Source organism: Limnohabitans sp. TEGF005 (assembly GCF_055394835.1).
In genome coordinates this window covers 2,999,690-3,022,936 of record NZ_AP029226.1, presented here as the reverse complement: position 1 = coordinate 3,022,936, position 23,247 = coordinate 2,999,690, and the positions used below count along the sequence as shown (strand labels likewise).

The following is a 23,247-nucleotide window of genomic DNA, read 5'->3' as shown; positions in this document are numbered from 1 at the left end:
AGATTCAAAGTTCACATCTCAAACTTCAAAAAATGCACTTTGTGCACAACAAGCATCACAACACCTGAAACGCCACATAGACGGGACTTTCATCAGCGGAGGCAAAGGTCTGATTGCCGTTAAGCAGAGATACAAAGCCGTGCTGGTTTAGAGACCAAAGCGTCGCAGACCAGTAGTTTGCGCTCATCCAGCCCGGTGGCGGATTCGACAACGGATCGTTGTACAACGCAAGCAACTCGGTCATGGTTGGCAACACCAAGGTGTACCCATTTACCAAAACGGTGCGGGCATCGTCAACACCCTTGACCGCGCCAGTGGTTTGCGTATTCACAGTATCAGGACCGCCATTGAGCAAGGTATCCAGCAGATTGTGGGTGATGCCATCCCCAGCTGCAGCAATGCCATCACCAGAATTGTCAAGGAAATAGTACACCTTGCCGTTGGCCGTAGTGACCTTGTTAATGAGGTTCAAGTTGACGCCGGACACTGTTCCTAAATCCAAAGTATTGGTTTCCACAGTGACACTGTAAGGCGTGCCTGCCGCAGTTTCGTTCATGACGCTGTCTGCCACGCGGGCGGTGTAGCTCACGGTCTGGGCATTGGCCAGTGTCCGGGTGTCGGTGTAGCTCCAGGTGCTCTGTCCACTGCCCACCACGCTCACGCTGGCATCGCCCAGATAAGTGGCACCGTCATAGATGCGCACGGTCTCGCCTGCGGCCAAACTGGCCCCAGCTGTCGCACCGCCAAATGTACCGCTCAAACTCAAGCTGCTGTCATCGGTCGTGCCACCCGAGGCCACATTGCCTGTGACAGCGCCTACGTTGTCAGCCACGCCTGTCACGGCTGCGCTGTTCAATGGCGGGGCAGTGTCCACCGTGATGCTGTAAGCCGTGCCTGCCACGGTTTGGTTCAAGGCGCTGTCTGCCACTTGGGATGTGTAGCTCACGGCCTGGTTGTTGGCCAGCGTGCGACTGTCGATGTAACTCCAGGTGCTTTGGCCACTGCCCACCACGCTAACTGTGGCGTTGCCCAGATAGGTGGCACCGTCGTAGATCCGCACAGTCTCGCCTGAGGCCAAGCTGGCCCCAGCTGTCGCGCCGCCAAATGTACCGCTCAAGCTCAAGCTGGTGTCATCGGTCCTGCCACCCGAGGCAACGTTGCCTGTGATGATGCCTACGTTGTCCGTCACGCCGGTCACAGCGGCGCTGCTCGCTGGCGCAGTAATGTCCACCGTGGCGGTGTAGGCCGTGCCTGCCGCGGTTTGGTTAAAGGCCGCATCGGCCACTTGGGCTGTGTAGCTCACGGTCTGGTTGTTGGCCAGTGTGCGGGTGTCGTTGAAGCTCCAGGTGCTCTGGCCACTGCCCACCACGCTCACCGTGGCGTTGCCCAGATAAGTGGCACCGTCGTAGATCCGCACGGTCTCGCCTGAGGCCAAGCTGGCCCCAGCCGTCGCGCCACCCAAGGTGCCGGTCACCGTCAGAGATTGGTCATCTGTCGTGCCGCCCGAGGCCACGTTGCCTTGATAGGCACCGATGTTGTCCACCAAGCCGGTCACAGCTGCGCTGTTCGCTGGCGGTGCGGTGTCCACCGTGACGCTGTAGGCCGTGCCTGCCGCAGTTTCGTTCATGACGCTGTCTGCCACGCGGGCGGTGTAGCTCACGACCTGGTTGTTGGCCAGTGTGCGGGTGTCGATGTAACTCCAGGTGCTTTGGCCACTGCCCACCACGCTCACCGTGGCGTTGCCCAGATAAGTGGCACCGTCATAGATGCGCACAGTCTCGCCTGCGGCCAAGCTGGCCCCAGCTGTGACGCTGCCAAATGTACCGCTCAAGCTCAAGCTGGTGTCATCGGTCCTGCCACCCGAGGCCACGTTACCTTGGTAGGCACCGATGCTGTCCTGCACGCCGGTCACGGCTGCGCTGTTCGCTGGCGGTGCGGTGTCCACCGTGATCGTGTAGGCCGTGCCTGGTGCGGTGTGGTTCAGTGCCACATCCACCGTTCGTGCCACATAGCTCAGGGTCTGGTTGTTGACCAGTGTGCGGGTGTCGATGAAGGTCCAAGTACTTTGGCCACCAGCCACCACAGTCACCGTGGCGTTGCCCACGAAATTGCCGTTGTCTTGAATGCGCAAAGCTTCGCCTGCGGCCAAGCTGGCCCCAGCTGTCGCGCCGCCAAATGTACCGCTCAAGCTCAAGCTGGTGTCATCGGTCCTGCCACCCGAGGCCACGTTACCTTGCAAGACACCATAGTTGTCCTGCACGGCGGTCACAGCTGCGCTGTTTGCTGGCGCCTGGGTGTCCACCGTGACGGTGTACGCCGCTCCTGCTGCAGTTTGGTTCAAGGCCGCATCGGCCACTTGGGCTGTGTAGTTCACGGTCTGGTTATTAGCCAGCGCGCGGGTCTCTGTGTAGCTCCAGGTGCTTTGGCCACTGCCCACCACGCTCACCGTGGCATTGCCCAGATAGGTGGCACCGTCGTAGATCCGCACGGTCTCGCCTGAGGCCAAGCTGGCACCGGCTGTCGCACCACCGAAGGTGCCGCTCACACTCAAACTGTTGTCATCGGTCACACTGCCCGAGGCCAAGTTGCCTTGGTAGGCACCCCAGTTGTCTTGCACGCCAGTCACAGCTGCGCTGTTCGCTGGCGCAGTAATGTCCACTGTGGCGGTGTAGGCCGTGCCTGCCGCGGTTTGGTTCAAAGCGCTGTCGGCCACTTGGGCTGTGTAGCTCACGGTCTGGTTATTGGCCAGTGTTCGGTTGTCAATGAAGCTCCAGGTGCTTTGGCCACTGCCCACCACGCTCACCGTGGCGTTGCCCAGATAAGTGGCACCGTCATAGATGCGCACAGTCTCGCCTGCGGCCAAGCTGGCCCCAGCTGTCGCGCCACCCAAGGTGCCGGTCACCGTCAGAGATTGGTCGTCTGTCGTGCCGCCCGAGGCCACGTTGCCTGTAACAGTGCCAACGTTGTCCACCAAGCCGGTCACAGCGGCGCTGTTCGCTGGCGCAGTAATGTCCACTGTGGCGGTGTAGGCCGTGCCTGCCGCGGTTTGGTTCAAAGCGCTGTCTGCCACTTGGGCTGTGTAGCTCACGGTCTGGTTATTGGCCAGCGTGCGAGTGTCGATGTAACTCCAGGTGCTCTGGCCACTGCCCACCACGCTCACCGTGGCGTTGCCCAGATAAGTGGCACCGTCATAGATGCGCACAGTCTCGCCTGCGGCCAAGCTGGCCCCAGCTGTCGCGCCACCCAAAGTGCCGGTCACCGTCAGAGATTGGTCGTCTGTCGTGCCGCCCGAGGCCACGTTGCCTGTAACAGTGCCAACGTTGTCCACCAAGCCGGTCACAGCGGCGCTGTTCGCTGGCGCAGTAATGTCCACTGTGGCGGTGTAGGCCGTGCCTGCCGCGGTTTGGTTCAAAGCGCTGTCTGCCACTTGGGCTGTGTAGCTCACGGTCTGGTTATTGGCCAGTGTTCGGTTGTCAATGAAGCTCCAGGTGCTTTGGCCACTGCCCACCACGCTCACCGTGGCGTTGCCCAGATAAGTGGCACCGTCATAGATGCGCACAGTCTCGCCTGCGGCCAAACTGGCCCCAGCTGTCGCGCCACCCAAAGTGCCGGTCACCGTCAGAGATTGGTCGTCTGTCGTGCCGCCCGAGGCCACGTTGCCTGTAACAGTGCCAACGTTGTCCACCAAGCCGGTCACAGCGGCGCTGTTCGCTGGCGGTGCAATGTCAATGTTGATGCTCAGGCCAGCGCTTTGCTGGCTCTCGTTTCCAGCTGCATCGCTCACGGTGTAGGTGAAGACGCGGTTGCCGCCCGGCGTGAGGGCCACATCCGGTGTGAGCGTACCCGTGGTCGCGTTGTAGGTGGCCGCCACTAAGACGCCGTCCACGTAAAGCTTGGGCGTAGTCAGGCCAGTGCCCACGACGATGCCAGGCGTAGTGTCGTCGCTGGTCAGCGCTGTGCTGTTGTCGTTGGTCAGGGGGCCAGCGTTGTCGGTGTAAGCCGTAGGCGCTGCCGGTTGTGCCGGCGCCATGATGTCCACCGTGGCGGTGTAGGCCGGTCCTGCCGCACTTTGGTTCAAAGCATTGTCTGCCACTTGGGCTGTGTAGCTCACGGTCTGGCTGTTGGCCAGTGTGCGGGTGTCAATGTAGCTCCAGGTGCTTTGGCCACTGCCCACCACGGTCACCGTGGCGTTGCCCAGATAGGTGGCACCATCGTAGATCCGCACGGTCTCGCCTGAGGCCAAGCTGGCCCCAGCTGTCGCGCCACCCAAAGTGCCGGTCACCGTCAGAGATTGGTCATCTGTCGTGCCGCCTGAGGCCACGTTGCCTTGTAAGGCACCGTAGTTGTCGGTCAGGCCAGTCACAGCCGCCAGGGTAGTCGGTACTGTGGTGTCCACCGTGACGGTATAGGCCGTGCCTGCAGCGGCTTGGTTCAGTGCCGCGTCGGTCACGCGAGCGGTATAGCTCACGGTCTGGTTATTGGCCAGTGTGCGGGTGTCGTCAAAACTCCAGATGCTTTGGCCACCGGCATTGACGGTGACCACAGCGTTGCCCAGATAAGTGCTGCCATCGAACACGCGCAGGCTTTCGCCAGAGACCAAAGCAGCCCCGGCATTCGCGCCGCCCAGAGTGCCGGTCACGGTCAAGCTGGTGTCGTTGGTCGTGCTGCCCGAAGCCACGTTACCTTGGTAAGTGCCTTCGTTGTCGGCCACACCAGTCGCCATGGCGGTGATGACGGGCGCGGTGGTGTCCACTCGGTAGTCCTGCGGGTTGGTGGCGCTAGAGCCTGCATGCGTCAGGATGGCCACGTTACCTGTGCTGTCCTTGATGCTGCCGCCGTTGAAGCCCAAGCTGTTGGCTTCGATGCTGACGCCATCCGAGTCGTTTTGAGTCGCTTGGATGGTGTAGTTGAAAGTCAAGGCCATGCCACCGGCGCCGCTCACATAAGAGGCTTGCACCAGTGTGCCGCCTACGTTGAGCTGCAACTGAGGTGTGCCCGTGACAAAAACGTTTTCATTGAAGTTAACGGTGAAGGTGACGGTGTCGCCCTCATTCAACCAGCCACCGTTTGCGCCGGTGGTGCCGTTAAAGGCCACAGAAACCACGGTTGGCCCAGCGGTGTCCACACTGTCGATGATGGCTTGCAGTTCAAGCAGGCTGTCGGTTTCGCCGCCGCCGTTGTCCTTGCCTGCAATGGCCGCCAGCACAGCAGTCAAGTTGGCCGGCGTCAGGCTGGTGGTGGACAACCCGATCTTGGTCAAGTCTTCTACGGTGAGCGCTGGGCTTGCTGTGCCGCCTGCGGCCACAGTTTGGATCGCGTTGGCAATCCGGGCCAACTCGTTGATCTCGGCGATCGTGTCCACGTCTGCAAACTGCTTGGCACCCACGATGTCGTTGAGCAAGGCCAGATTTTCTGCGTCTGTCGCCGCTGCACCAATGTCAGCACCGATGGCAGCGTATTGCGCAGGTGTCGGGTCAACGGTCGGGGTGGCATCTGTTGTGCCATCACCTGCTGTGTTGTCGGCGTCGTTGGCTTCGGCCAAGATCGCTTTGTACGCGTCCACAATCGCTTGCAGCTCTGCAGGGGTGTCCGCCTTGGCACCCGTCACTGCCGCGCTGGCCAGTGCGTCGTTGATCGCGCTGATGTTGCCGTTGGCACCATCGGTCACGCCCGTCACACCTGCGGCGGTGTAGTTGGCCAAGACAGGCACGGTGCCTGTCGGTGTAGCAAGGCCCTGGGTGTTGGCTTCGGCGAACACGCCCAGGTTGGCTGCAGCGGTGTTCAAACCATTCACCAGCGTTTGCAGTTCACCCAAGCTGTCGGTTTCGCCGCCGCCGTTGTCTTTGCCGGCAATGGCCGCCAGCACGGCGTCCAAGTTCTCGGGGGTCACGTTGGCCAGGCCAATCTTGCCCAAGTCTGCCGGGCTAAGCGCTGGGCTTGCTGTGCCGCCTGCGGCCACAGTTTGGATCGCGTTGGCAATCCGGGCCAACTCGTTGATCTCGGCGATCGTGTCCACGTCTGCAAACTGCTTGGCACCCACGATGTCGTTGAGCAAGGCCAGATTTTCTGCGTCTGTCGCCGCTGCACCAATGTCAGCACCGATGGCAGCGTATTGCGCAGGTGTCGGGTCAACGGTCGGGGTGGCATCTGTTGTGCCATCGCCTGCTGTGTTGGCGGCGTCGTTGGCTTCGGCCAAGATCGCTTTGTACGCGTCCACAATCGCTTGCAGCTCTGCAGGGGTGTCCGCCTTGGCACCCGTCACTGCCGCGCTGGCCAGTGCGTCGTTGATCGCGCTGATGTTGCCGTTGGCACCATCGGTCACGCCCGTCACGCCTGCGGCGGTGTAGTTGGCCAAGACAGGCACGGTGCCTGTCGGTGTGGCGATGCCCTGGGTGTTGGCTTCGGCGAACACGCCCAGGTTGGCTGCAGCGGTGTTCAAACCATTCACCAGCGTTTGCAATTCAAGCAGGCTGTCGGTTTCGCCGCCGCCGTTGTCTTTGCCGGCAATGGCCGCCAGCACGGCGTCCAAGTTCTCGGGGGTCACGTTGGCCAGGCCAATCTTGCCCAAGTCTGCCGGGCTAAGCGCTGGGCTTGCTGTGCCGCCTGCGGCCACAGTTTGGATCGCGTTGGCAATCCGGGCCAACTCGTTGATCTCTTCCACACGATCCACACCAGTGGTTTGCTGTCCGCCAATGATGTCGTTGAGCAAAGCCAGGTTGTCTGCGTCTGTCGCCGCTGCACCAATGTCAGCACCGATGGCAGCGTATTGCGCAGGTGTCGGGTCAACGGTCGGGGTGACATCTGTTGTGCCATCACCTGCTGTGTTGTCGGCGTCGTTGGCTTCGGCCAAGATCGCTTTGTACGCGTCCACGATGGTTTGCACTTTGGCTGGCGTATCGGCTTTGCTGCCGTCAATGCTGGTCGTGTTGAGTGCACTGTTGATGGCGGCCACGTTGTCCGCATTAACCCCTATCACGCCAACGAGGTCGTACAAAGTGACGCTGGGACTGTTGTCTGTGGCAGTGTTGTTTTGGGCAGCGTCACGGATGTCATTCATGGCGGTTTGCACCGTGGCCGTGACACTGTCCAAGATGCTTTGCAATTCGCCCAAGCTGTCGGTTTCGCCGCCACCGTTGTCTTTGCCGGCAATGGCCGCCAGCACAGCAGCCAGGTTATCAGTTGTCACCTTGCTGGTGTCGAGTCCGATCTTCGCCAAGTCTTCGACCGTAAGCGCTGGGCTTGCTGTGCCGCCTGCGGCCACAGTTTGGATCGCGTTGGCAATCCGGGCCAACTCGTTGATCTCGGCGATCGTGTCCACGTCTGCAAACTGCTTGGCACCCACGATGTCGTTGAGCAAGGCCAGGTTGTCTGCGTCTGTCGCCGCTACACCAATGTCAGCACCGATAGCCGCGTATTGCGCCGCTGTCGGGTCTACTGCCGGTGTGGCGTCTGCCACGGTATCGCCTGCTGTGTTGGCGGCGTCGTTGGCTTCGGCCAAGATCTCTTTGTACGCGTCCACAATCGCTTGCAGCTCTGCAGGGGTGTCCGCCTTGGCACCCGTCACTGCCGCGCTGGCCAGTGCGTCGTTGATCGCGCTGATGTTGCCGTTGGCACCATCGGTCACGCCCGTCACACCTGCGGCGGTGTAGTTGGCCAAGACAGGCACGGTGCCTGTCGGTGTAGCAAGGCCCTGGGTGTTGGCTTCGGCGAACACGCCCAGGTTGGCTGCAGCGGTGTTCAAACCATTCACCAGCGTTTGCAGTTCACCCAAGCTGTCGGTTTCGCCGCCGCCGTTGTCTTTGCCGGCAATGGCCGCCAGCACGGCGTCCAAGTTCTCGGGGGTCACGTTGGCCAGGCCAATCTTGCCCAAGTCTGCCGGGCTAAGCGCTGGGCTTGCTGTGCCGCCTGCGGCCACAGTTTGGATCGCGTTGGCAATCCGGGCCAACTCGTTGATCTCGGCGATCGTGTCCACGTCTGCAAACTGCTTGGCACCCACGATGTCGTTGAGCAAGGCCAGGTTGTCTGCGTCTGTCGCCGCTACACCAATGTCAGCACCGATGGCAGCGTATTGAGCTGGTGTCGGGTCAACGGTCGGGGTGGCATCTGTTGTGCCATCACCTGCTGTGTTGTCGGCGTCGTTGGCTTCGGCCAAGATCGCTTTGTACGCGTCCACAATCGCTTGCAGCTCTGCAGGGGTGTCCGCCTTGGCACCCGTCACTGCCGCGCTGGCCAGTGCGTCGTTGATCGCGCTGATGTTGCCGTTGGCACCATCGGTCACGCCCGTCACGCCTGCGGCGGTGTAGTTGGCCAAGACAGGCACGGTGCCTGTCGGTGTGGCGATGCCCTGGGTGTTGGCTTCGGCGAACACGCCCAGGTTGGCTGCAGCGGTGTTCAAACCATTCACCAGCGTTTGCAGTTCACCCAAGCTGTCGGTTTCGCCGCCGCCGTTGTCTTTGCCGGCAATGGCCGCCAGCACGGCGTCCAAGTTCTCGGGGGTCACGTTGGCCAGGCCAATCTTGCCCAAGTCTGCCGGGCTAAGCGCTGGGCTTGCTGTGCCGCCTGCGGCCACAGTTTGGATCGCGTTGGCAATCCGGGCCAACTCGTTGATCTCGGCGATCGTGTCCACGTCTGCAAACTGCTTGGCACCCACGATGTCGTTGAGCAAAGCCAGGTTGTCTGCGTCTGTCGCCGCTGCACCAATGTCAGCACCGATGGCAGCGTATTGCGCAGGTGTCGGGTCAACGGTCGGGGTGGCATCTGTTGTGCCATCACCTGCCGTGTTGTCGGCGTCGTTGGCTTCGGCCAAGATCGCTTTGTACGCGTCCACAATCGCTTGCAGCTCTGCAGGGGTGTCCGCCTTGGCACCCGTCACTGCCGCGCTGGCCAGTGCGTCGTTGATCGCGCTGATGTTGCCGTTGGCACCATCGGTCACGCCCGTCACACCTGCGGCGGTGTAGTTGGCCAAGACAGGCACGGTGCCTGTCGGTGTAGCAAGGCCCTGGGTGTTGGCTTCGGCGAACACGCCCAGGTTGGCTGCAGCGGTGTTCAAACCATTCACCAGCGTTTGCAATTCAAGCAGGCTGTCGGTTTCGCCGCCGCCGTTGTCTTTGCCGGCAATGGCCGCCAGCACGGCGTCCAAGTTCTCGGGGGTCACGTTGGCCAGGCCAATCTTGCCCAAGTCTGCCGGGCTAAGCGCTGGGCTTGCTGTGCCGCCTGCGGCCACGGTTTGGATCGCGTTGGCAATCCGGGCCAAGTTTTCAATCTCGACAATCGTGTCCACGTCAGCAAATTGCACACTGCCCACGATGTCGTTGAGCAAGGCCAAGTTGTCTGCGTCTGTCGCCGCTGCACCAATGTTGGCACCGATGGTGGCGTATTGTTCCTTTGTCGGGTCAATTGCCGGGGTGGCATCTGTTGTGCCATCACCTGCTGTGTTGTCGGCATCGTTGGCTTCGGCCAAGATGGCTTTGTACGCGTCCACGATCGCTTGCAGCTTTGCAGGGGTGTCCGCTTTGGCACCCGTCACTGCCGCGCTGGCCAGTGAGTCGTTGATCGCCTTGATGTTTCCGTAGGTCGCTTCGGTCGTATCTGCAGTATCAGCGACTACCGTGAGGCTGACCGCCATGAAGCCCACCTGATTGATAGTGGGACTGCCATCGGTCACGCCCGTCACGCCTGCAGCGGTGTAGTTGGCCAAGACAGGCACGGTGCCTGTCGGTGTGGCGATGCCCTGGGTGTTGGCTTCGGCGAACACGCCCAGGTTGGCTGCAGCGGTCTTCAAACCGTTCACCAGCGCTTGTACTTCGCCCACAGTGTTGGCTCCCCCCTCGATTTGCTTGAGCACCTGCGCGTTGACAACGGCGACGTTGTCGGGCGTAACCCCGGTGATACCAGCAGCTTCATAGTCGGCGGGCGTCAAAGCGGCTGGCGTGGTGCCATTGCCGTTGTTGTAGGCCTCAATCTTGGCCAGCGCCGCATTGGCGGCATCGACCAGCGCTTGCACCTCACCCACAGTGTTGGCTCCACCAACGACTTGCTTGAGCACTTGCGCGTTGACAGCCGCGACGTTGTCTTCCGTAACCCCGGTGATACCAGCAGCTTTATAGTCAGCGAGCGTCAAAGCGGCAGGAGTGATGCCGTTGCCGTTGTTGTAGGCCTCAATCTTGGCCAGCGCAGCATTGGCGGCCGTGACCAGCGCTTGCACTTCGGGCGTGGTGTCCGTTTCTGTCCAGTCTTTCGCCAACACTTGGGCATTCACAGCAGCCAAGTTATCGAGTGTGACCCCGGTCACGCCTGCGTTGACGTAATCGGTCACGGTGAGCGCTGGGGGCGTGATGCCATTGCCGTTGTTGTAGGCCTCAATCTTGGCCAGCGCCGCATTGGCCGCTGTGACCAGCAATTGCACCTCACCCACAGTGTTGGCTCCGCCCACGTCTTGCTTGAGCACTTGCGCGTTGACAGCCGCGACGTTGTCGGGCGTAACCCCGGTGATACCAGCAGCTTCATAGTCGGCGGGCGTCAAAGCGGCTGGCGTGGTGCCGTTGCCGTTGTTGTAGGCCTCGATCTTGTCGAATGGATTAGTCGTTGCGATAGGTGTTGTGTCGCCCCCGCCGCCTCCAGCAATCAGGCCAATGCCTGCTGCGGCCGCGCCCACACCTGCAGCACTGAAGCCACCTGCGGCAACCCCGACCATCGCGCTGCCCAAAGCCGGTGCCGCTGGCACTGCCAAAGCAACCACACCCTCATCAAGGGTCTGCAACAGACTTCCCTCGTCAAAGACCCACTCATTGCCGGTCAGGACAGTGTCTTTTTGTTCAAAAAAATCACTCAGCTCAACAATTTTCTCGGTGCCATCCTCGGTCTCAATAACTAAGTTTTTGTCAGACTTAACAAGTTTGAGTTTTTTGGAGCCAACGACCTGGCTGCCCTTCAAGGTCACACCATCCACAAGCAGGGTGATTTTTTGTCCGGGTTGAACAACATGCTTCACCGCTGCTTGCCCCGCCTTGTGTTCTGCCACAGCCAAACGGGTGACATTTTGAGAGTCTGCGGAAATGATTTGGATTTGCATGGCTTAGGAGGTGATTAAAATTTGTTCTATCAACTTTAGCTAATAAAAAGTAAACAAACTGTTAAGAATTGTTATTCGATCATTTTAGCACTGCGTATTGTTTAAGTTTTCAAATTCACAACAACTGTGGTCTCGCCTGGCTTGCTGACCACGGTCACAGTTCCGCCGTGTTTGTGAACTGTGGTCTGAACAAAATACAAACCCAAGCCAACGCCTGTCTGCAAGCTGGCGGGTCTGGGCTCCAAACGGCTGAAACGCTTGAACAGCCGTTCGATGTCTTGCGGGGCGATACCCGGGCCTTGGTCTGTGACGCGAATGTGGACCTGACCGCCGCCGAGCTTGGCGCTCAATCTGACCAGCCCTCCCGGTGGCGAGAACTTGAGGGCATTGCTCAGCAAATTGGCCATCGCACGGGACAAGGTGTCGAAGTTCCCTTGAATCCAAACCGGCTCATCGGGCAGGTCAAGCGTCAAAGTCAATGCACTGGCCATCGCCAAGGGGTAGATGTCATCGGCCACCTCGTGCAGCAGGGCCATCACATCCAGCTCGGAAAAGCTGTCGGGTCGCAACATTTGAGCGCGTGAGGTTTGCAAGAAGTCTTCCGTCCAGGCCAAGGCCCGCACCATTTGCTTGTGGGTGGGGTGGTGTTCACCCAGCTCACTTTTGATTTGGGCTGCAGCACTGGCCAGCGGCACACGGATGTCATGCGAGACAAAGGCCAAGGTTTCGCGTTGGGTTTGATCCAAATGCTGCAGCAGGGCCGTGGCCGCACGGACTTGGTCAATGCGGCGCTGAAATGGGTCTGCATCAGAATGCGGCGCTTGGGCATCTGTGCCGAGCGCGATTGGCCCGACGCTGCCCAACTCTTGTTGCAGGCGGCTCAATTCTGAGTCGAGAAACTGGCTGGCCGATTCAAGCTTGCGCCAGGACCAGATGGGATAAGCGCACAACAGCCCGAGCAATCCGGCAGACATGGGGACCCAAACACACCACCACACCGGCAAGGCCATGGCCGCAGCCAGCACCAGCACGGCAAAAGCAATGGTGGCCACCAGCCCAGTGCGGGTGCGGCTGTAGGGCAGCCACAGCATGGGCATCAAGGCCAAAGTGCAGGCCAGCAAAGTGCTGAGCCACAAAGGTGCGCGTGTGATCAGCGTTTGTGACCGAATGGAGACCATGGCGTTGGCCAAGAACTCCACGCCGGCCATGGGCTGCCTTAAACCAGAGACCGGCGTGGGCAGGCTGTCGGCCATGCCGGAAGCGGTGGAGCCCACCAGCACCAGCTTGCCCCGAAAAGTGTCGGGCCTGAACTCGCCGCGTAGCACTTGCAGATAGGACAAGCTGTGCAAGTGGCGCTGGGCGGTTGAGAAGTTGATGTACCGCTGATCGAGCTTGGTCAACATGGCCACTCCCTGGCCCTGGACTTGGGGTGCGTGGCGGGAAAACGGGACGGGCAGCTGCCCGGCCACGGTGAGCATGGCTTGCGCAAAATGCGGCCAGACCGGCTGGTCCAAGCCCTCCCACAGGGTGATGCTCCGGGCGATGGTGTCGGCATCCAGTTCGGCATGTACGCGGCCCAAAGCGGCGGCATGCCTTACCAGCGGGGACAAAGGCAATGTTTCGACCAATTGCCCATTGCTGCGGACTTTTTCGATGACCACGGGCAAAACCACATTGCCAGCCCGCGCCATGGCGTCGGCCAGCAAGCGGTCTGCCGCCAAGTCTTCTTTTTGGGGTTCACTGAACATCACGTCAAACCCGATGGCCTTGGCACCATCGGCATGCAAGCGATCGATCAACTGAGCGTGCATGCGCCTTGACCAAGGCCAGCGGCCCAAGCTGGACAGGCTTTGCTCGTCGATGGTGACCAACACCACATCGGTTGGAATGTCGCGATCGGTGTTTTGCTGCGCAGCGTCGTAAATGACATTGTCGATGCGCGATAAAGCGCCAGTGATGCACAGCACCAAAGTGATGCACACCAGCCATAAACCCGTGGAGGTGCGGTCAGTCAGCGGTGACCATTTCACATCAATAGATCCAGATCCACAGGTGATAAGGATGATCTTGTGCAGGCAGCTGGGGCAAAGACAGCACCACGCCGGCATTGGCTTGGTACCAAACCGGTTGGCGGCCTTCTGCATCCCGGGTGACTTGCACCAGATAGCGCTGCCCTGGGGGCAAAGGCACCAAATCGATCGTCATAGAACCCATGCTCACATAGTGAGGTGCCAGCTGAATGACAGCACCTTGCAGTTTGCGGGGAATGTCCACTTCGAAGGGGTGCAACACGGTCTTGCTCGGCATGCCCTTGTCGTCGAGCGTCCAGGCGCGCAAGTAATAGCGGCCATCGGCCAGGCCGCCAGCATCAAAAAAGGGGCTGTCGGCTTGGTGCGTCAAAACCAATTGGGCCATTTGCGGGTCGCGGCCCACTTGCACGACCCAGCCCTTGACTTCGGTTTGCGGCCCCCATTTGAACGCCATCGGGAAATCGACAAAGCGGGACGCGGGGCTTTGAAAGACGGGCGCAGGTTTGATGACTTCGGGGGCGATGGGTTTTTCTCCGAGCTTGACGGCACTGCCAAAACCTTCTTGCACCAAAACATGACCTTGGGTCGTTTGCAAGGCGACTTGCCCTTCAAGGGTTTGTTGCAGCGATCGCCCATTTTGGGCATCCACCACAAATTGGGTGCCCCGCACCGAGGCCACCGCAGCAGGGGTGATGATCTCGAATTTTTGGCCTTGTCGACCTTGCGGGTTGGCATGCACCTCGACACGGCCGCCTTGCAAACGCAATTGGGTGTCGGCCATATAGCCGCCAGCGTAAACACTGAGGGTGTCCATGAGCACAGACGATTGGGGTTGCATGACCAGTTCGGAGGCATCGGCAAATTGGACTCGGGCACTGCTGTTGATGCCCACCTTGATTTGTTGACCCGTTTGCACGGCCTCCCCCGCTTGGGCCTGCCGCCAAGCACCTTTGAGATCTTGGATCTGCACATCACCCGAAATGGCCGTCAATTTGGCCTGCGCCTGCTTGACTGCCAGCCAGCTCAAAGGCATGCGCAGCTGTGCGCCGACCTGGATAACGCCGTTATTGGGCAGGCGGTTGTATCGGGCCAACTCTTGCCATGTGAACGTGGGTTTGAGGTACTGAAGAGCCAAGTTGGACACCGTGTCTTGTGGCCTGACGGTGTAACGCCAATCGACGGTGGCGCTGGTCTGCGCAGACGCGCTCAAGGCAAACAAGCAGCCTGCCAAACCGAACCAAGCCAAGAACAGTCGACCCTGAAACAGGCGATGCGATGTCATTTTGATGTGCCCTCCAAAAACTCAAGCCGATAGCCGCGCTGGTAAATGGATGTGAGCTTCCAGCCGTTGGCGGCGTTCAAAGCCAATTTGCGGCGCAGATGGCTGATGTGCACATCCAGGCGGCGCGTATCGATGGCCACGTCTTCAATGCCCAGCAGCCCGTAAAGATGTTGCCGGGTCACAACGCGGCCACGCTGCATAAAAAGATCAAACGCAAGAATGGCTTCTGTTCCGGTCAAGGCCACAGGCGCACCGTTGAGCAAGATCACTTTGTTGCGGTAATCAATACCCAGACGCCCGATTTCCTCTGTTTGCACAGCGGGGTCTCGCGGCTTGATACGCCTCAGCAAGGCTTGAATGCGTGCATGCAAAACAGCAACCATCGGCGGCTTGATGATGTAGTCATCAGCCCCGGCCATGAGCACTTGCGTCACGTCGTCCTCGGCATCGTTGCCCGTCATGAAAATCACGGGTGGCATGCGGTTGATATTTTTCAAGCGCGCCATGACTTCGGTTCCCGCCATGTCCGGCAGATGCCAGTCAAACAAACACACATCATGGTCGTGATTCACCAGATGGCTGAGGCACGCTTGCCCGGTCGCAAAGTGCGTCACGGTGTAGTGCCGCGCTTCAAGCTCTCGGCAAATGTCGGCCGCAAAAACTGGATCGTCCTCCAAAAAGGCAATCTTGACCGCTGGATCGGGAGAAAACGTGTGGGAGGACATGGCCTTTATGAGTTTCAAGATCAGCGCCTGGGCACCGGTTGCAAAAGCAGATGCGCTGTTGTCGTGGTCAGGTCTGCGGGAACAATTTTTTATAAATCCATTCCGCGAATTATTTAATTTATCAATAAGTATAAATTAGCAATTAAATAATCATTATTCAAATTCAAGAATTCTTAAAAATTTTTGCCCGAGATGAAGCCTGCCAGACCGCATTGCGCCAAGGGCCACCACCCGGGTTAACACCCGGGTTAACACCCGCTACCTCCGGAAAGTAAAAATTTGTATGATGACCTGTTGAATTTACGGGTGAACAGACATGACAACAGTCGGATTGATCGGGTTAGGGGCGATGGGCTCGGGCATGGCGGCTTCGCTGCGCCGGGCTGGGCACAGCGTGCAGGTGTTTGATGTGCGGCGCGAGGTGGCTGAAGCCTTTACCCACGCCGGGGGCACGGCGCACGACACGCTGGCCTCGTTGGGCGCGGCGTGCGACGTGATCGTCTCGGTGGTGGTCAATGCGGCGCAAACCGAAAGCGTGCTGTTTGGCGACACCACAGGATCAACGCCCACGCCCGGGTGTGCCGCCAGCATGAAACCCGGCAGCGTGTTCGTGATGTGCTCCACCGTCGACCCCAACTGGTCGGTGGCGCTGGAGGCTCGACTGGAAGCCATGGGACTGCGCTATGTGGATGCCCCGATTTCGGGCGGCGCGGCCAAAGCCGCCAGCGGCCAGATGACCATGATGACGGCAGGCAAGCCCGAGGCCTATGCGCTGGCTGAACCGTTTTTGAACGCCATGGCCGCCAAGGTCTACAAGCTGGGCGACAGCGCGGGCGCGGGCAGCAAGGTCAAGATCATCAACCAGCTGCTGGCGGGCGTGCACATCGCTGCGGCCGCCGAAGCCATGGCCTTGGGCCTGCGCGAAGGGGTGGACGCGGCAGCGCTGTACGAAGTCATCACCAACAGCGCGGGCAACAGCTGGATGTTTGAAAACCGCATGGCCCATGTGCTGGCGGCCGACTACACACCGCTGTCGGCTGTAGACATTTTTGTGAAAGATCTGGGCATCGTGCTCGACATGGCACGGGCCAGCAAGTTCCCGCTGCCGCTGTCGAGCACCGCGCACCAAATGTTCATGCAAGCCAGCACAGCCGGCTTTGCCAAGGAAGACGACAGCGCTGTCATCAAAATATTCCCAGGCATCGAATTGCCCAAGGGGAAAGCATGAGCGCGTTGAAGCAGGGCCATCTACCGGACCTGAAACTCGGCTGCATTGCCGATGATTTCACCGGCGCGACCGATCTGGCCAACAACCTCGTGCGCTCGGGCATGCGGGTGGTGCAGACCATCGGCGTGCCCACGTCGCCACTGGCCGCTGGCGTGGACGCGGTGGTGGTGGCGCTCAAGTCGCGCACCCTGCCCGCAGCCGAGGCCATCGCACAATCGCTGCAAGCATTGCGGTGGCTGCAAGCGCAGGGTGCGCAGCAAATTTATTTCAAATACTGCTCGACCTTTGACAGCACGCCCGAGGGCAACATCGGCCCGGTGACCGAGGCACTGATGGACGCGCTGCAGACCGACTTCACCATCGCGACCCCGGCGTTTCCAGACAATGGCCGCACCGTGTTCAAAGGCTACCTGTTCGCGGGCAATGTCTTGCTCAACGAATCGGGCATGCAAAACCACCCACTCACCCCCATGACCGACCCCAATCTGGTACGCGTCATGCAAGCGCAAACCCGGCGCAAAGTGGGTTTGATCGATTACAAAACGGTGGCGCAGGGCGAAGCGGCCATCCACGAACGCATGGCCGCGCTGCGCGCTGAAGGTGTGGGCGTGGCGGTGGTGGACGCCACCAGCAACGACGACCTGCACCGCCTCGGGCCCGCATTGAAGGGCATGCCTTTGCTCACCGCAGGCTCGGGCGTGGCGATCGGTCTGCCCGCCAACTTTGGCCTACAGCCTTCGGCGCAAGCGAGCCAGTTGCCAGCGGCCAAGGGCTTGCAAGCGGTGGTCTCGGGCAGCTGCTCGGTGGCCACCAACGCACAGGTGGCGCACTTCAAAGCCAACGGTCGGCCCGCCATGGCGATTCACCCCGCCAGCCTCATGCACGGCCAAAACGATGCGGTGGTGCAACAGGTGCTGGCCTGGGCCGCGCCCTTGTTGAAGGATGGCCCGGTGCTGGTGTATTCGACCGCCGAGCCCGAAGCCGTCAAAGCCGTGCAGGCGCAGTTGGGCGTGGCCGAGGCGGGCGCTTTGGTGGAGCACGCGCTCGCCGCTGTGGCCCAAGGTCTGGTGCAGTTGGGCGTGCAACAACTGGTGGTGGCGGGCGGCGAAACCTCAGGCGCTTGTGTGCAGGCGCTGGGCATTGCACAGCTGCAAATCGGCCCGCAGATCGACCCGGGCGTGCCCTGGTGCCACGCGCCCACCCCAAACGGGGGCATGCACATCACCCTCAAGTCGGGCAACTTTGGCACCGAAGACTTCTTCACCAAAGCCTTTAAAGTGCTGGCATGAACTTCACCGAATCCCAAGCCCGCGAAGAAATCTGTCGCGTGGGTCGCAGCCTGTTTGAACGCGGCTATGTGCACGCCACGGCGGGCAACATCAGCGTGCGGCTGGATGACGGCTTTCTCATCACGCCCACCGACGCGTGTCTGGGTTTTCTGGACCCGGCCCGCCTGGCCAAACTCGACCTGCAAGGTCAACAAATCAGCGGCGACAAGGGCAGCAAAACCATCGCCTTGCACCGCCAGATTTACGCCGCCGCCTGCGAGCACGACACCCACACGCGCTGCGTGATCCACACCCACAGCACGCATTGCGTGGCACTGAGCCTGAACGCGCACGGCCCTGAGCTGCTGCCCGCCATCACACCCTACTTTGTGATGAAGGTCGGCCATGTGCCGCTGGTGCGCTACCACCGCCCCGGCAGCACGGACGCGGCGCAGGAAGTGGCCGCACTGATCCGCCAATATGCGGCTCGCGGCACGCCCATCCGCGCCGTGATGCTGCCGCGACTGGGACCCAATGTGTGGCACGACACGCCCGGCGCGGCCATGGCCACGCTCGAAGAGCTGGAAGAAACCGCCCGGCTCATGCAATTGCAAGCCAGCACGCCCCCCCTGCAAGCCAGCGATCTGGACGATCTGCGGCAAACATTTGGCGCACGCTGGTAACCCTGAAGGCGCGGCGCCCTCGCCACGATTCGCCTCTGTACACACCCCGAAAGAAACCCATGCCCCGCTTTGCCGCCAACCTGTCAATGATGTACCCCGATTTGCCGTTTTTGGACCGCTTTGAGGCTGCGGCCAAAGACGGCTTTAAGGCGGTGGAGTATTTGTTTCCCTATGCCTATTCTGCGCAAGAGCTGGCCGCCCGTTTGCAGGGCAACAGCTTGCAACAGGTGTTATTCAACACCCCGTCCGGCGGCACCGACAGCGCCAGTTTCACCCAAGCCTGGGAAACGGGCAGCCGGGGCACGGCCAGCGTGCCCGGTCGCGAAGGCGAATTTCGCACCGGTTTCGCGCAAGCCCTGATTTATGCCGAGGCGCTGAACTGCCCGCGCATCCATGCCATGGTGGGCCTGCGGGCCGAAAGTGCAGATGCCGAAACCGCAGACGCAACGCTGGTAGCCAACTTGCAATGGGCCGCAGCCGAAGCCGCCAAGATCGGGCGCGATGTACTGATCGAGCCCATCAACACGCGCAGCGTGCCGGGCTTTCACCTCAACCGGCAAGACCACGCACACCGCATTGTGCAAGCCGTGGGCGCGGCGAATGTGAAAGTGCAAATGGACCTGTTCCATTGCCAAATCGTGGAAGGCGATTTGAGTTCAAAAATAGCGCAGTACCTGCCCACGGGCCATGTGGGGCATTTTCAGATTGCTGAAGTTCCGCACCGCCACGAGCCGGGCACAGGCGAAGTGAACTGGCCGCACATCTTCCAGACCATCGACAAGGTGGCCGCTGAATGCGGCTGGGACGGCTGGATCGGTTGCGAATACAACCCGGCCGATACCAGCTCGGGCGGCACCTCGCGGGGCTTGGGCTGGGCACGGCCTTACCTGTAACCACCGCGCCGCTGCTTGGCAACGCGCACGGATGGCACCCCCCCGTTTCGGCCGCGGGCGCAAGCTGCAACAAGAACGAAGGGTTCGGCATGGTCTGCCGCAAAGGAGTCCCGCTGCAAGAATCAGTGCGCTCTCGTCTGCAGCGCACTGACCCCAGCAAGTCACACCATTGGCAAAGGCAAAGCGCGCAAACGCTTGCCGCTGAGTGACGCGATCGCGTTGGCAATGGCCGGTGCCAAAGGGGGCAGACCCACTTCGCCAATACCGCCGGGGTGGTTGTCGGTGGGCATCACCTTGACAAACACTTCGGGTGCTTCGTTGGCACGCAGCACCTGGTAGGCGTTCAAATTGGTTTGCTGGGGTTCACCGGCCCTGAAGTCCATGCGCTCGTGCAGTGCAGCCGACAAACCAAAGATCACCGAACCTTCGATTTGCGCCTGCACGTTTTGCGGCTGCAAAGCGTGGCCGCAGTCCACAGCGGCCCAGACTTTGTGCACCTTGGGGCGGCCTTTTTCGATGGATACCTGCACGACCATGCCGCAATAGGTGTTCCATGCATCGGAAAATGCCAATCCCAGTGCGTGTCCTTTGGGCAACTTGGCTTTGCCCCATTGCGCCATGTCGGCAACCGACTTGAGCACGGCCTGACCACGCGGATTCTTCTTGAGTAAGTCCATGCGGTAAGCCAGCGGATCTGCTTTCACGCCTCGCGCCACTTCGTCGATCAGGGTTTCGATGGCGAACTTGGTATAGCCCGGACCCACCGCACGCCAAAAGCCGGCGTGGATGCCACGGTCTTCGATCATGAATTGCACGCTGTGATCGGCAATGTCGTAAGTGATTTCGGTGCCCTCCATCACGGGCGCATCTTTGCCGCCCGAGGCTTTGAAAGCCGGTGGCACCACGCGGGCATACACGCCCTCGGACACCACGCGGTGCAACAAGCCGACGATCTTGCCCTGCGCGTCCACACCGGCCACCAAATGCTGCCCGGTCATAGGGCGGTACTTGTCATGCACCATGTCGTCTTCGCGGGTCCAAATGACCTGGATAGGGGTGCCCGGCATGGCCTTGGCCACCAAGGCCGCATCCGCCGAATAATCGGCCTCAACGCGACGTCCGAAACCACCGCCCATCAAGGTGATGTTGACGGTGATGTTTTCAGGCTTGAAGCCCGCAGCACCCGCCACCGTACCGGTGACAAACGAGGCCGATTGGGCCGGGGCCCAGACTTCGATCTTGTCGCCATCGACACGCGCGGTGCAGTTCATCGGCTCCAGGCAAATGTGACTGACCATCTCGCTGGTGTAGGTGGCGCTGAAGGTACGCGTGGCCCCAGCCAGCTGCTTGGCCGCATCACCGTGGGCAATGAAGGCCACGCCTTTGTCATACAAATCCTCAGCGCGCTTGGCGTACTCCACGCGCATTTGATCGGTGTATTGAACTCGGGCCTTGGATTTTTGGCTCCAGACAACCTTGAGTTTGTTGCGCGCCATTTTGGCGGTGTAAAACGAATCGGCGACCACGGCCACGCCATAAGGCAGGCGCACCACGTTCTTGACCCCCGCCACAGCACGGGCGGCGCTGTCGTCCACGCTCTCAGGCGTTTCGCCTTGCACCGGGGCACGCAGCACCGAGGCCCAGAGCATGCCAGGCAAACGCTGGTCAATGCCGTACAGCGCCTGACCGCTGGACTTGGCGGGCACGTCCACACGGGGGATGTCCTTGCCAATCAGGCGGAACTGCGCCATCGGCTTGAGCATGCTTTTGTCGACCTTGGGCAACTCGGCCGGGGCCACCGCCACTTTGGCGATCTCTGCATACGTCATGGCGCGGCCACCACTGTGAATCACGCGGCTGGCCTCGGTGCGCAGCTCGGCAGCGGGTACGCCCATGGCCTGAGCCGCAGCGTTCACCATCACCAAACGGGCTTGTGCACCCGCCAGACGCAGCGGCTCGTAATAGCCTTGCACCGTGCGCGATGCGCCCGTGGTCATGCCACCACCAAAGCGGGGGTTGCCAAAACGCTTGGGGTCACTGGGCGACTGCACCACGCGCACCTGGCTCCAGTCCAAGTCCATTTCTTCGGCCAGCAACAAGGGCATCGCGGTCATGGTGCCCTGGCCCATTTCTGCGCCGGGAGACATCAAGGTCACCACGCCATCCAGTCCAATGTTGATCCAGTTGTTGGGGCCAAAGCCGGTTGCACCCGGGGTTTGGGCCAACGCCAGTTCAGATTGCGTCAGGCCAAAAGACAGCCCCAAAGCCAGGCCGCCCGAGCCGAGCATGAAAGAGCGGCGCGAGACGCTGCCGTGCGTGGACATGGGTGTGGTGTTCAACGGGTTCATGCCTTGCCTCCTTTGAGGGTTTTTTGGGCGTGCGAGACGGCGGCGGCAATCTGGTTGTAAGTGCCACAGCGGCAAATGTTGCCGCTCATGGCTTCCAGGATTTCGGTGCGGCTCAGGTCTTTTTTGACCACGCTGATCACCTTGGCCGCCGTCATGAGCTGACCCGACTGGCAATACCCGCATTGAGGCGCTTGGGCCTTGACCCAAGCCGCTTGCAAAGCTTGACCGGTGGGCGTCTTCATCAGGCCCTCCACGGTGGTGATGTTTTTGCCGTCCACCGCCGACACGGGCAGTGAGCAAGAGCGCACCGGCTCACCATTCAAATGCACCGTACAGGCGCCGCACTGCGCAATGCCACAGCCAAACTTGGTGCCCGTGAGGTTGAGTTTTTCGCGGATGACCCACAGCAAAGGGGTCTCCGGTGTGGCATCGACCGACACGGCCTCGCCATTGACTTTGAATCGAACCATGTTTTCTCCTGTTGATCACCGAACTGCCAAGGGGCTGTGCCCCTCCCAAACTGCACACGGTGTGCATTCACAAACCGTGCTCGAAAATTCAAGGCCTGAACACAAAGTCCCAAGCCAGGCCCGCCTGTCACGCGGGGCTCAAAACTGGGCAAACCCATGAAGCATGTACCGTCAGCAGGTCAGCCTTTCGAAAGACTCACGCACTCAGCCCGCACACCGTCTTGGAGCCTTCCCAGCTGCTGAGCGCCTGGCTCAAATCCGTGCCTCGGCGCAAGGCCGTCATTTCGGCCACGATGCTCATGGCGATTTCGGGCGGGGTCAAGGCACCGAGGTTCAGGCCCACCGGGCCGTGCAGTTTCGCGGCTTCGGCTTCCGACACCTCAAAGTCGAGCAAGCGCTTGCGGCGCTGCGTATTGTTGTGCTTTGAGCCCAAAGCGCCCACGTAAAAAGCGGGTGTGCGCAGCGCTTCCATCAGTGCCAGATCGTCCAGTTTGGGGTCGTGCGTCACAGCCACCACGGCGCTGTTGTGGTCCAGGCGCATGGCCAGCACCAGGTCGTCGGGCATCTGGGTAGACAAGGTCACCCCGGCCATCGCGTCCCAGCCTTCGTGGTATTCCACGCGCGGCTCGCACACCGTGACCTGGTAGTCCAGCATGACGGCCATACTGGCCAGATAACGCGAAAGCTGCCCGCCGCCAATGACCAGCAAGCGCAAGCGCGGGCCGTGTACCGTGGTCAGGCTTTGACCGTCAAATTGCAACTTGTCGCCCTCGGTGGCTGCACCCATGCGGACCAGCCCAGTGGCCATGTCCAAACGCCGCTCGACCCGCTGGTGTTGCTCGATCAGCACCAGCAACTCACGCAGTTGTGACTGGGAAGACAACGGCTCGAGCACCACCTGCACCGAACCGCCACAGGGCAGGCCAAAGCGGCGAACTTCTTCGGCCGTCTGGCCGTAGGTCGTGATCTCAGGCATGCGCAGGGCCAACTCGCCTGCGGCCACGCGGCGAATCAGATCGTCTTCGATGCAGCCGCCCGAGACCGATCCGGCCACTTGCCCATCGCCCCGGATGATCATGAGCGAGCCCGGTGGACGCGGGGCCGAACCCCAGGTGCGCACCACTGTGCCCATGACCACACGGTGCCCCCGGCTTTGCCAATCCAAGGCGGTTCGGATCACGTCGATGTCAATGCTGTTCATGGTGTTTTGTCTCCGTCAGGGATATCAACTTAGAGGCCGTCCAAAAAT

At 60.8% G+C, this 23,247-nt stretch carries 11 protein-coding genes; 4 read left to right on the top strand and 7 right to left on the bottom strand.

The window, feature by feature from the left end; genetic code table 11:
- Positions 1 to 55 precede the first annotated feature (55 nt).
- The 4 genes from ACZ5RG_RS14880 to ACZ5RG_RS14865 all read right to left on the bottom strand — a co-directional run bounded on the left by ACZ5RG_RS14880 (position 56) and on the right by ACZ5RG_RS14865 (position 15,108).
- Positions 56 to 11,071: a beta strand repeat-containing protein gene (locus ACZ5RG_RS14880; protein WP_464447471.1), complete on the bottom strand. Its 11,016-nt coding sequence runs from the start codon at positions 11,069 to 11,071 to the stop codon at positions 56 to 58.
- Between the two features lie 101 nt (positions 11,072 to 11,172).
- Positions 11,173 to 13,101 (bottom strand): CHASE2 domain-containing protein, encoded by a 1,929-nt coding sequence (locus ACZ5RG_RS14875; RefSeq protein ID WP_464447470.1) that lies wholly within the window; start codon positions 13,099 to 13,101, stop codon positions 11,173 to 11,175.
- Between the two features lies 1 nt (position 13,102).
- The gene (locus ACZ5RG_RS14870; RefSeq protein WP_464447469.1) at positions 13,103 to 14,383 is read right to left on the bottom strand and encodes a FecR family protein; all 1,281 of its coding nucleotides are present in this window, start codon (positions 14,381 to 14,383) and stop codon (positions 13,103 to 13,105) included.
- Complete coding sequence (locus ACZ5RG_RS14865) at positions 14,380 to 15,108, bottom strand: response regulator transcription factor (protein ID WP_312259798.1); 729 nt, start codon at positions 15,106 to 15,108, stop codon at positions 14,380 to 14,382. The genes ACZ5RG_RS14870 and ACZ5RG_RS14865 overlap by 4 nt, the downstream gene beginning before the upstream one ends.
- A gap of 316 nt (positions 15,109 to 15,424) precedes the next feature.
- On the opposite strand from ACZ5RG_RS14865, the gene ltnD reads away from it, so the two are divergent.
- From ltnD to otnI, 4 genes are read left to right on the top strand one after another with little or no spacing between them, the layout of a single operon-like run.
- The gene (gene ltnD / locus ACZ5RG_RS14860) at positions 15,425 to 16,336 is read left to right on the top strand and encodes an L-threonate dehydrogenase (protein ID WP_298602635.1); all 912 of its coding nucleotides are present in this window, start codon (positions 15,425 to 15,427) and stop codon (positions 16,334 to 16,336) included.
- On the top strand, positions 16,333 to 17,625 hold the full coding sequence (gene otnK / locus ACZ5RG_RS14855) for a 3-oxo-tetronate kinase (protein ID WP_464447468.1): 1,293 nt from the start codon (positions 16,333 to 16,335) through the stop codon (positions 17,623 to 17,625). Before ltnD ends, otnK begins: the two co-directional genes overlap by 4 nt.
- Complete coding sequence (locus ACZ5RG_RS14850) at positions 17,622 to 18,287, top strand: class II aldolase/adducin family protein (RefSeq protein ID WP_464447467.1); 666 nt, start codon at positions 17,622 to 17,624, stop codon at positions 18,285 to 18,287. The genes otnK and ACZ5RG_RS14850 overlap by 4 nt, the downstream gene beginning before the upstream one ends.
- A gap of 59 nt (positions 18,288 to 18,346) precedes the next feature.
- Positions 18,347 to 19,180, top strand: coding sequence for a 2-oxo-tetronate isomerase (gene otnI / locus ACZ5RG_RS14845; protein ID WP_464447466.1), 834 nt, complete (start codon positions 18,347 to 18,349; stop codon positions 19,178 to 19,180).
- A 161-nt stretch (positions 19,181 to 19,341) separates the two neighbouring features.
- Here the strand turns inward: otnI and ACZ5RG_RS14840 are convergent, their stop codons facing one another.
- The 3 genes from ACZ5RG_RS14840 to ACZ5RG_RS14830 all read right to left on the bottom strand — a co-directional run bounded on the left by ACZ5RG_RS14840 (position 19,342) and on the right by ACZ5RG_RS14830 (position 23,199).
- Positions 19,342 to 21,528 carry a xanthine dehydrogenase family protein molybdopterin-binding subunit gene (locus ACZ5RG_RS14840; RefSeq protein WP_464447465.1) on the bottom strand — a complete coding sequence of 729 codons (2,187 nt, stop codon included), beginning with the start codon at positions 21,526 to 21,528 and terminating at the stop codon, positions 19,342 to 19,344.
- The gene (locus ACZ5RG_RS14835; protein WP_019429886.1) at positions 21,525 to 21,998 is read right to left on the bottom strand and encodes a (2Fe-2S)-binding protein; all 474 of its coding nucleotides are present in this window, start codon (positions 21,996 to 21,998) and stop codon (positions 21,525 to 21,527) included. Before ACZ5RG_RS14835 ends, ACZ5RG_RS14840 begins: the two co-directional genes overlap by 4 nt.
- Positions 21,999 to 22,194: 196 nt before the next feature.
- Positions 22,195 to 23,199, bottom strand: coding sequence for an XdhC family protein (locus ACZ5RG_RS14830; protein WP_464447464.1), 1,005 nt, complete (start codon positions 23,197 to 23,199; stop codon positions 22,195 to 22,197).
- Positions 23,200 to 23,247: the final 48 nt, after the last annotated feature.

Coding starts and splice junctions, on each gene's coding strand:
- ACZ5RG_RS14850 (WP_464447467.1), top strand. CDS start 17,622: ATGAACTTCACCGAATCCCAAGCCCGCGAAGAAATCTGTCGCGTGGGT.
- ACZ5RG_RS14870 (WP_464447469.1), bottom strand. CDS start 14,383: ATGACATCGCATCGCCTGTTTCAGGGTCGACTGTTCTTGGCTTGGTTC.
- ACZ5RG_RS14835 (WP_019429886.1), bottom strand. CDS start 21,998: ATGGTTCGATTCAAAGTCAATGGCGAGGCCGTGTCGGTCGATGCCACA.
- otnI (WP_464447466.1), top strand. CDS start 18,347: ATGCCCCGCTTTGCCGCCAACCTGTCAATGATGTACCCCGATTTGCCG.
- ACZ5RG_RS14880 (WP_464447471.1), bottom strand. CDS start 11,071: ATGCAAATCCAAATCATTTCCGCAGACTCTCAAAATGTCACCCGTTTG.
- ACZ5RG_RS14840 (WP_464447465.1), bottom strand. CDS start 21,528: ATGAACCCGTTGAACACCACACCCATGTCCACGCACGGCAGCGTCTCG.
- ACZ5RG_RS14830 (WP_464447464.1), bottom strand. CDS start 23,199: ATGAACAGCATTGACATCGACGTGATCCGAACCGCCTTGGATTGGCAA.
- otnK (WP_464447468.1), top strand. CDS start 16,333: ATGAGCGCGTTGAAGCAGGGCCATCTACCGGACCTGAAACTCGGCTGC.
- ACZ5RG_RS14865 (WP_312259798.1), bottom strand. CDS start 15,108: ATGTCCTCCCACACGTTTTCTCCCGATCCAGCGGTCAAGATTGCCTTT.
- ltnD (WP_298602635.1), top strand. CDS start 15,425: ATGACAACAGTCGGATTGATCGGGTTAGGGGCGATGGGCTCGGGCATG.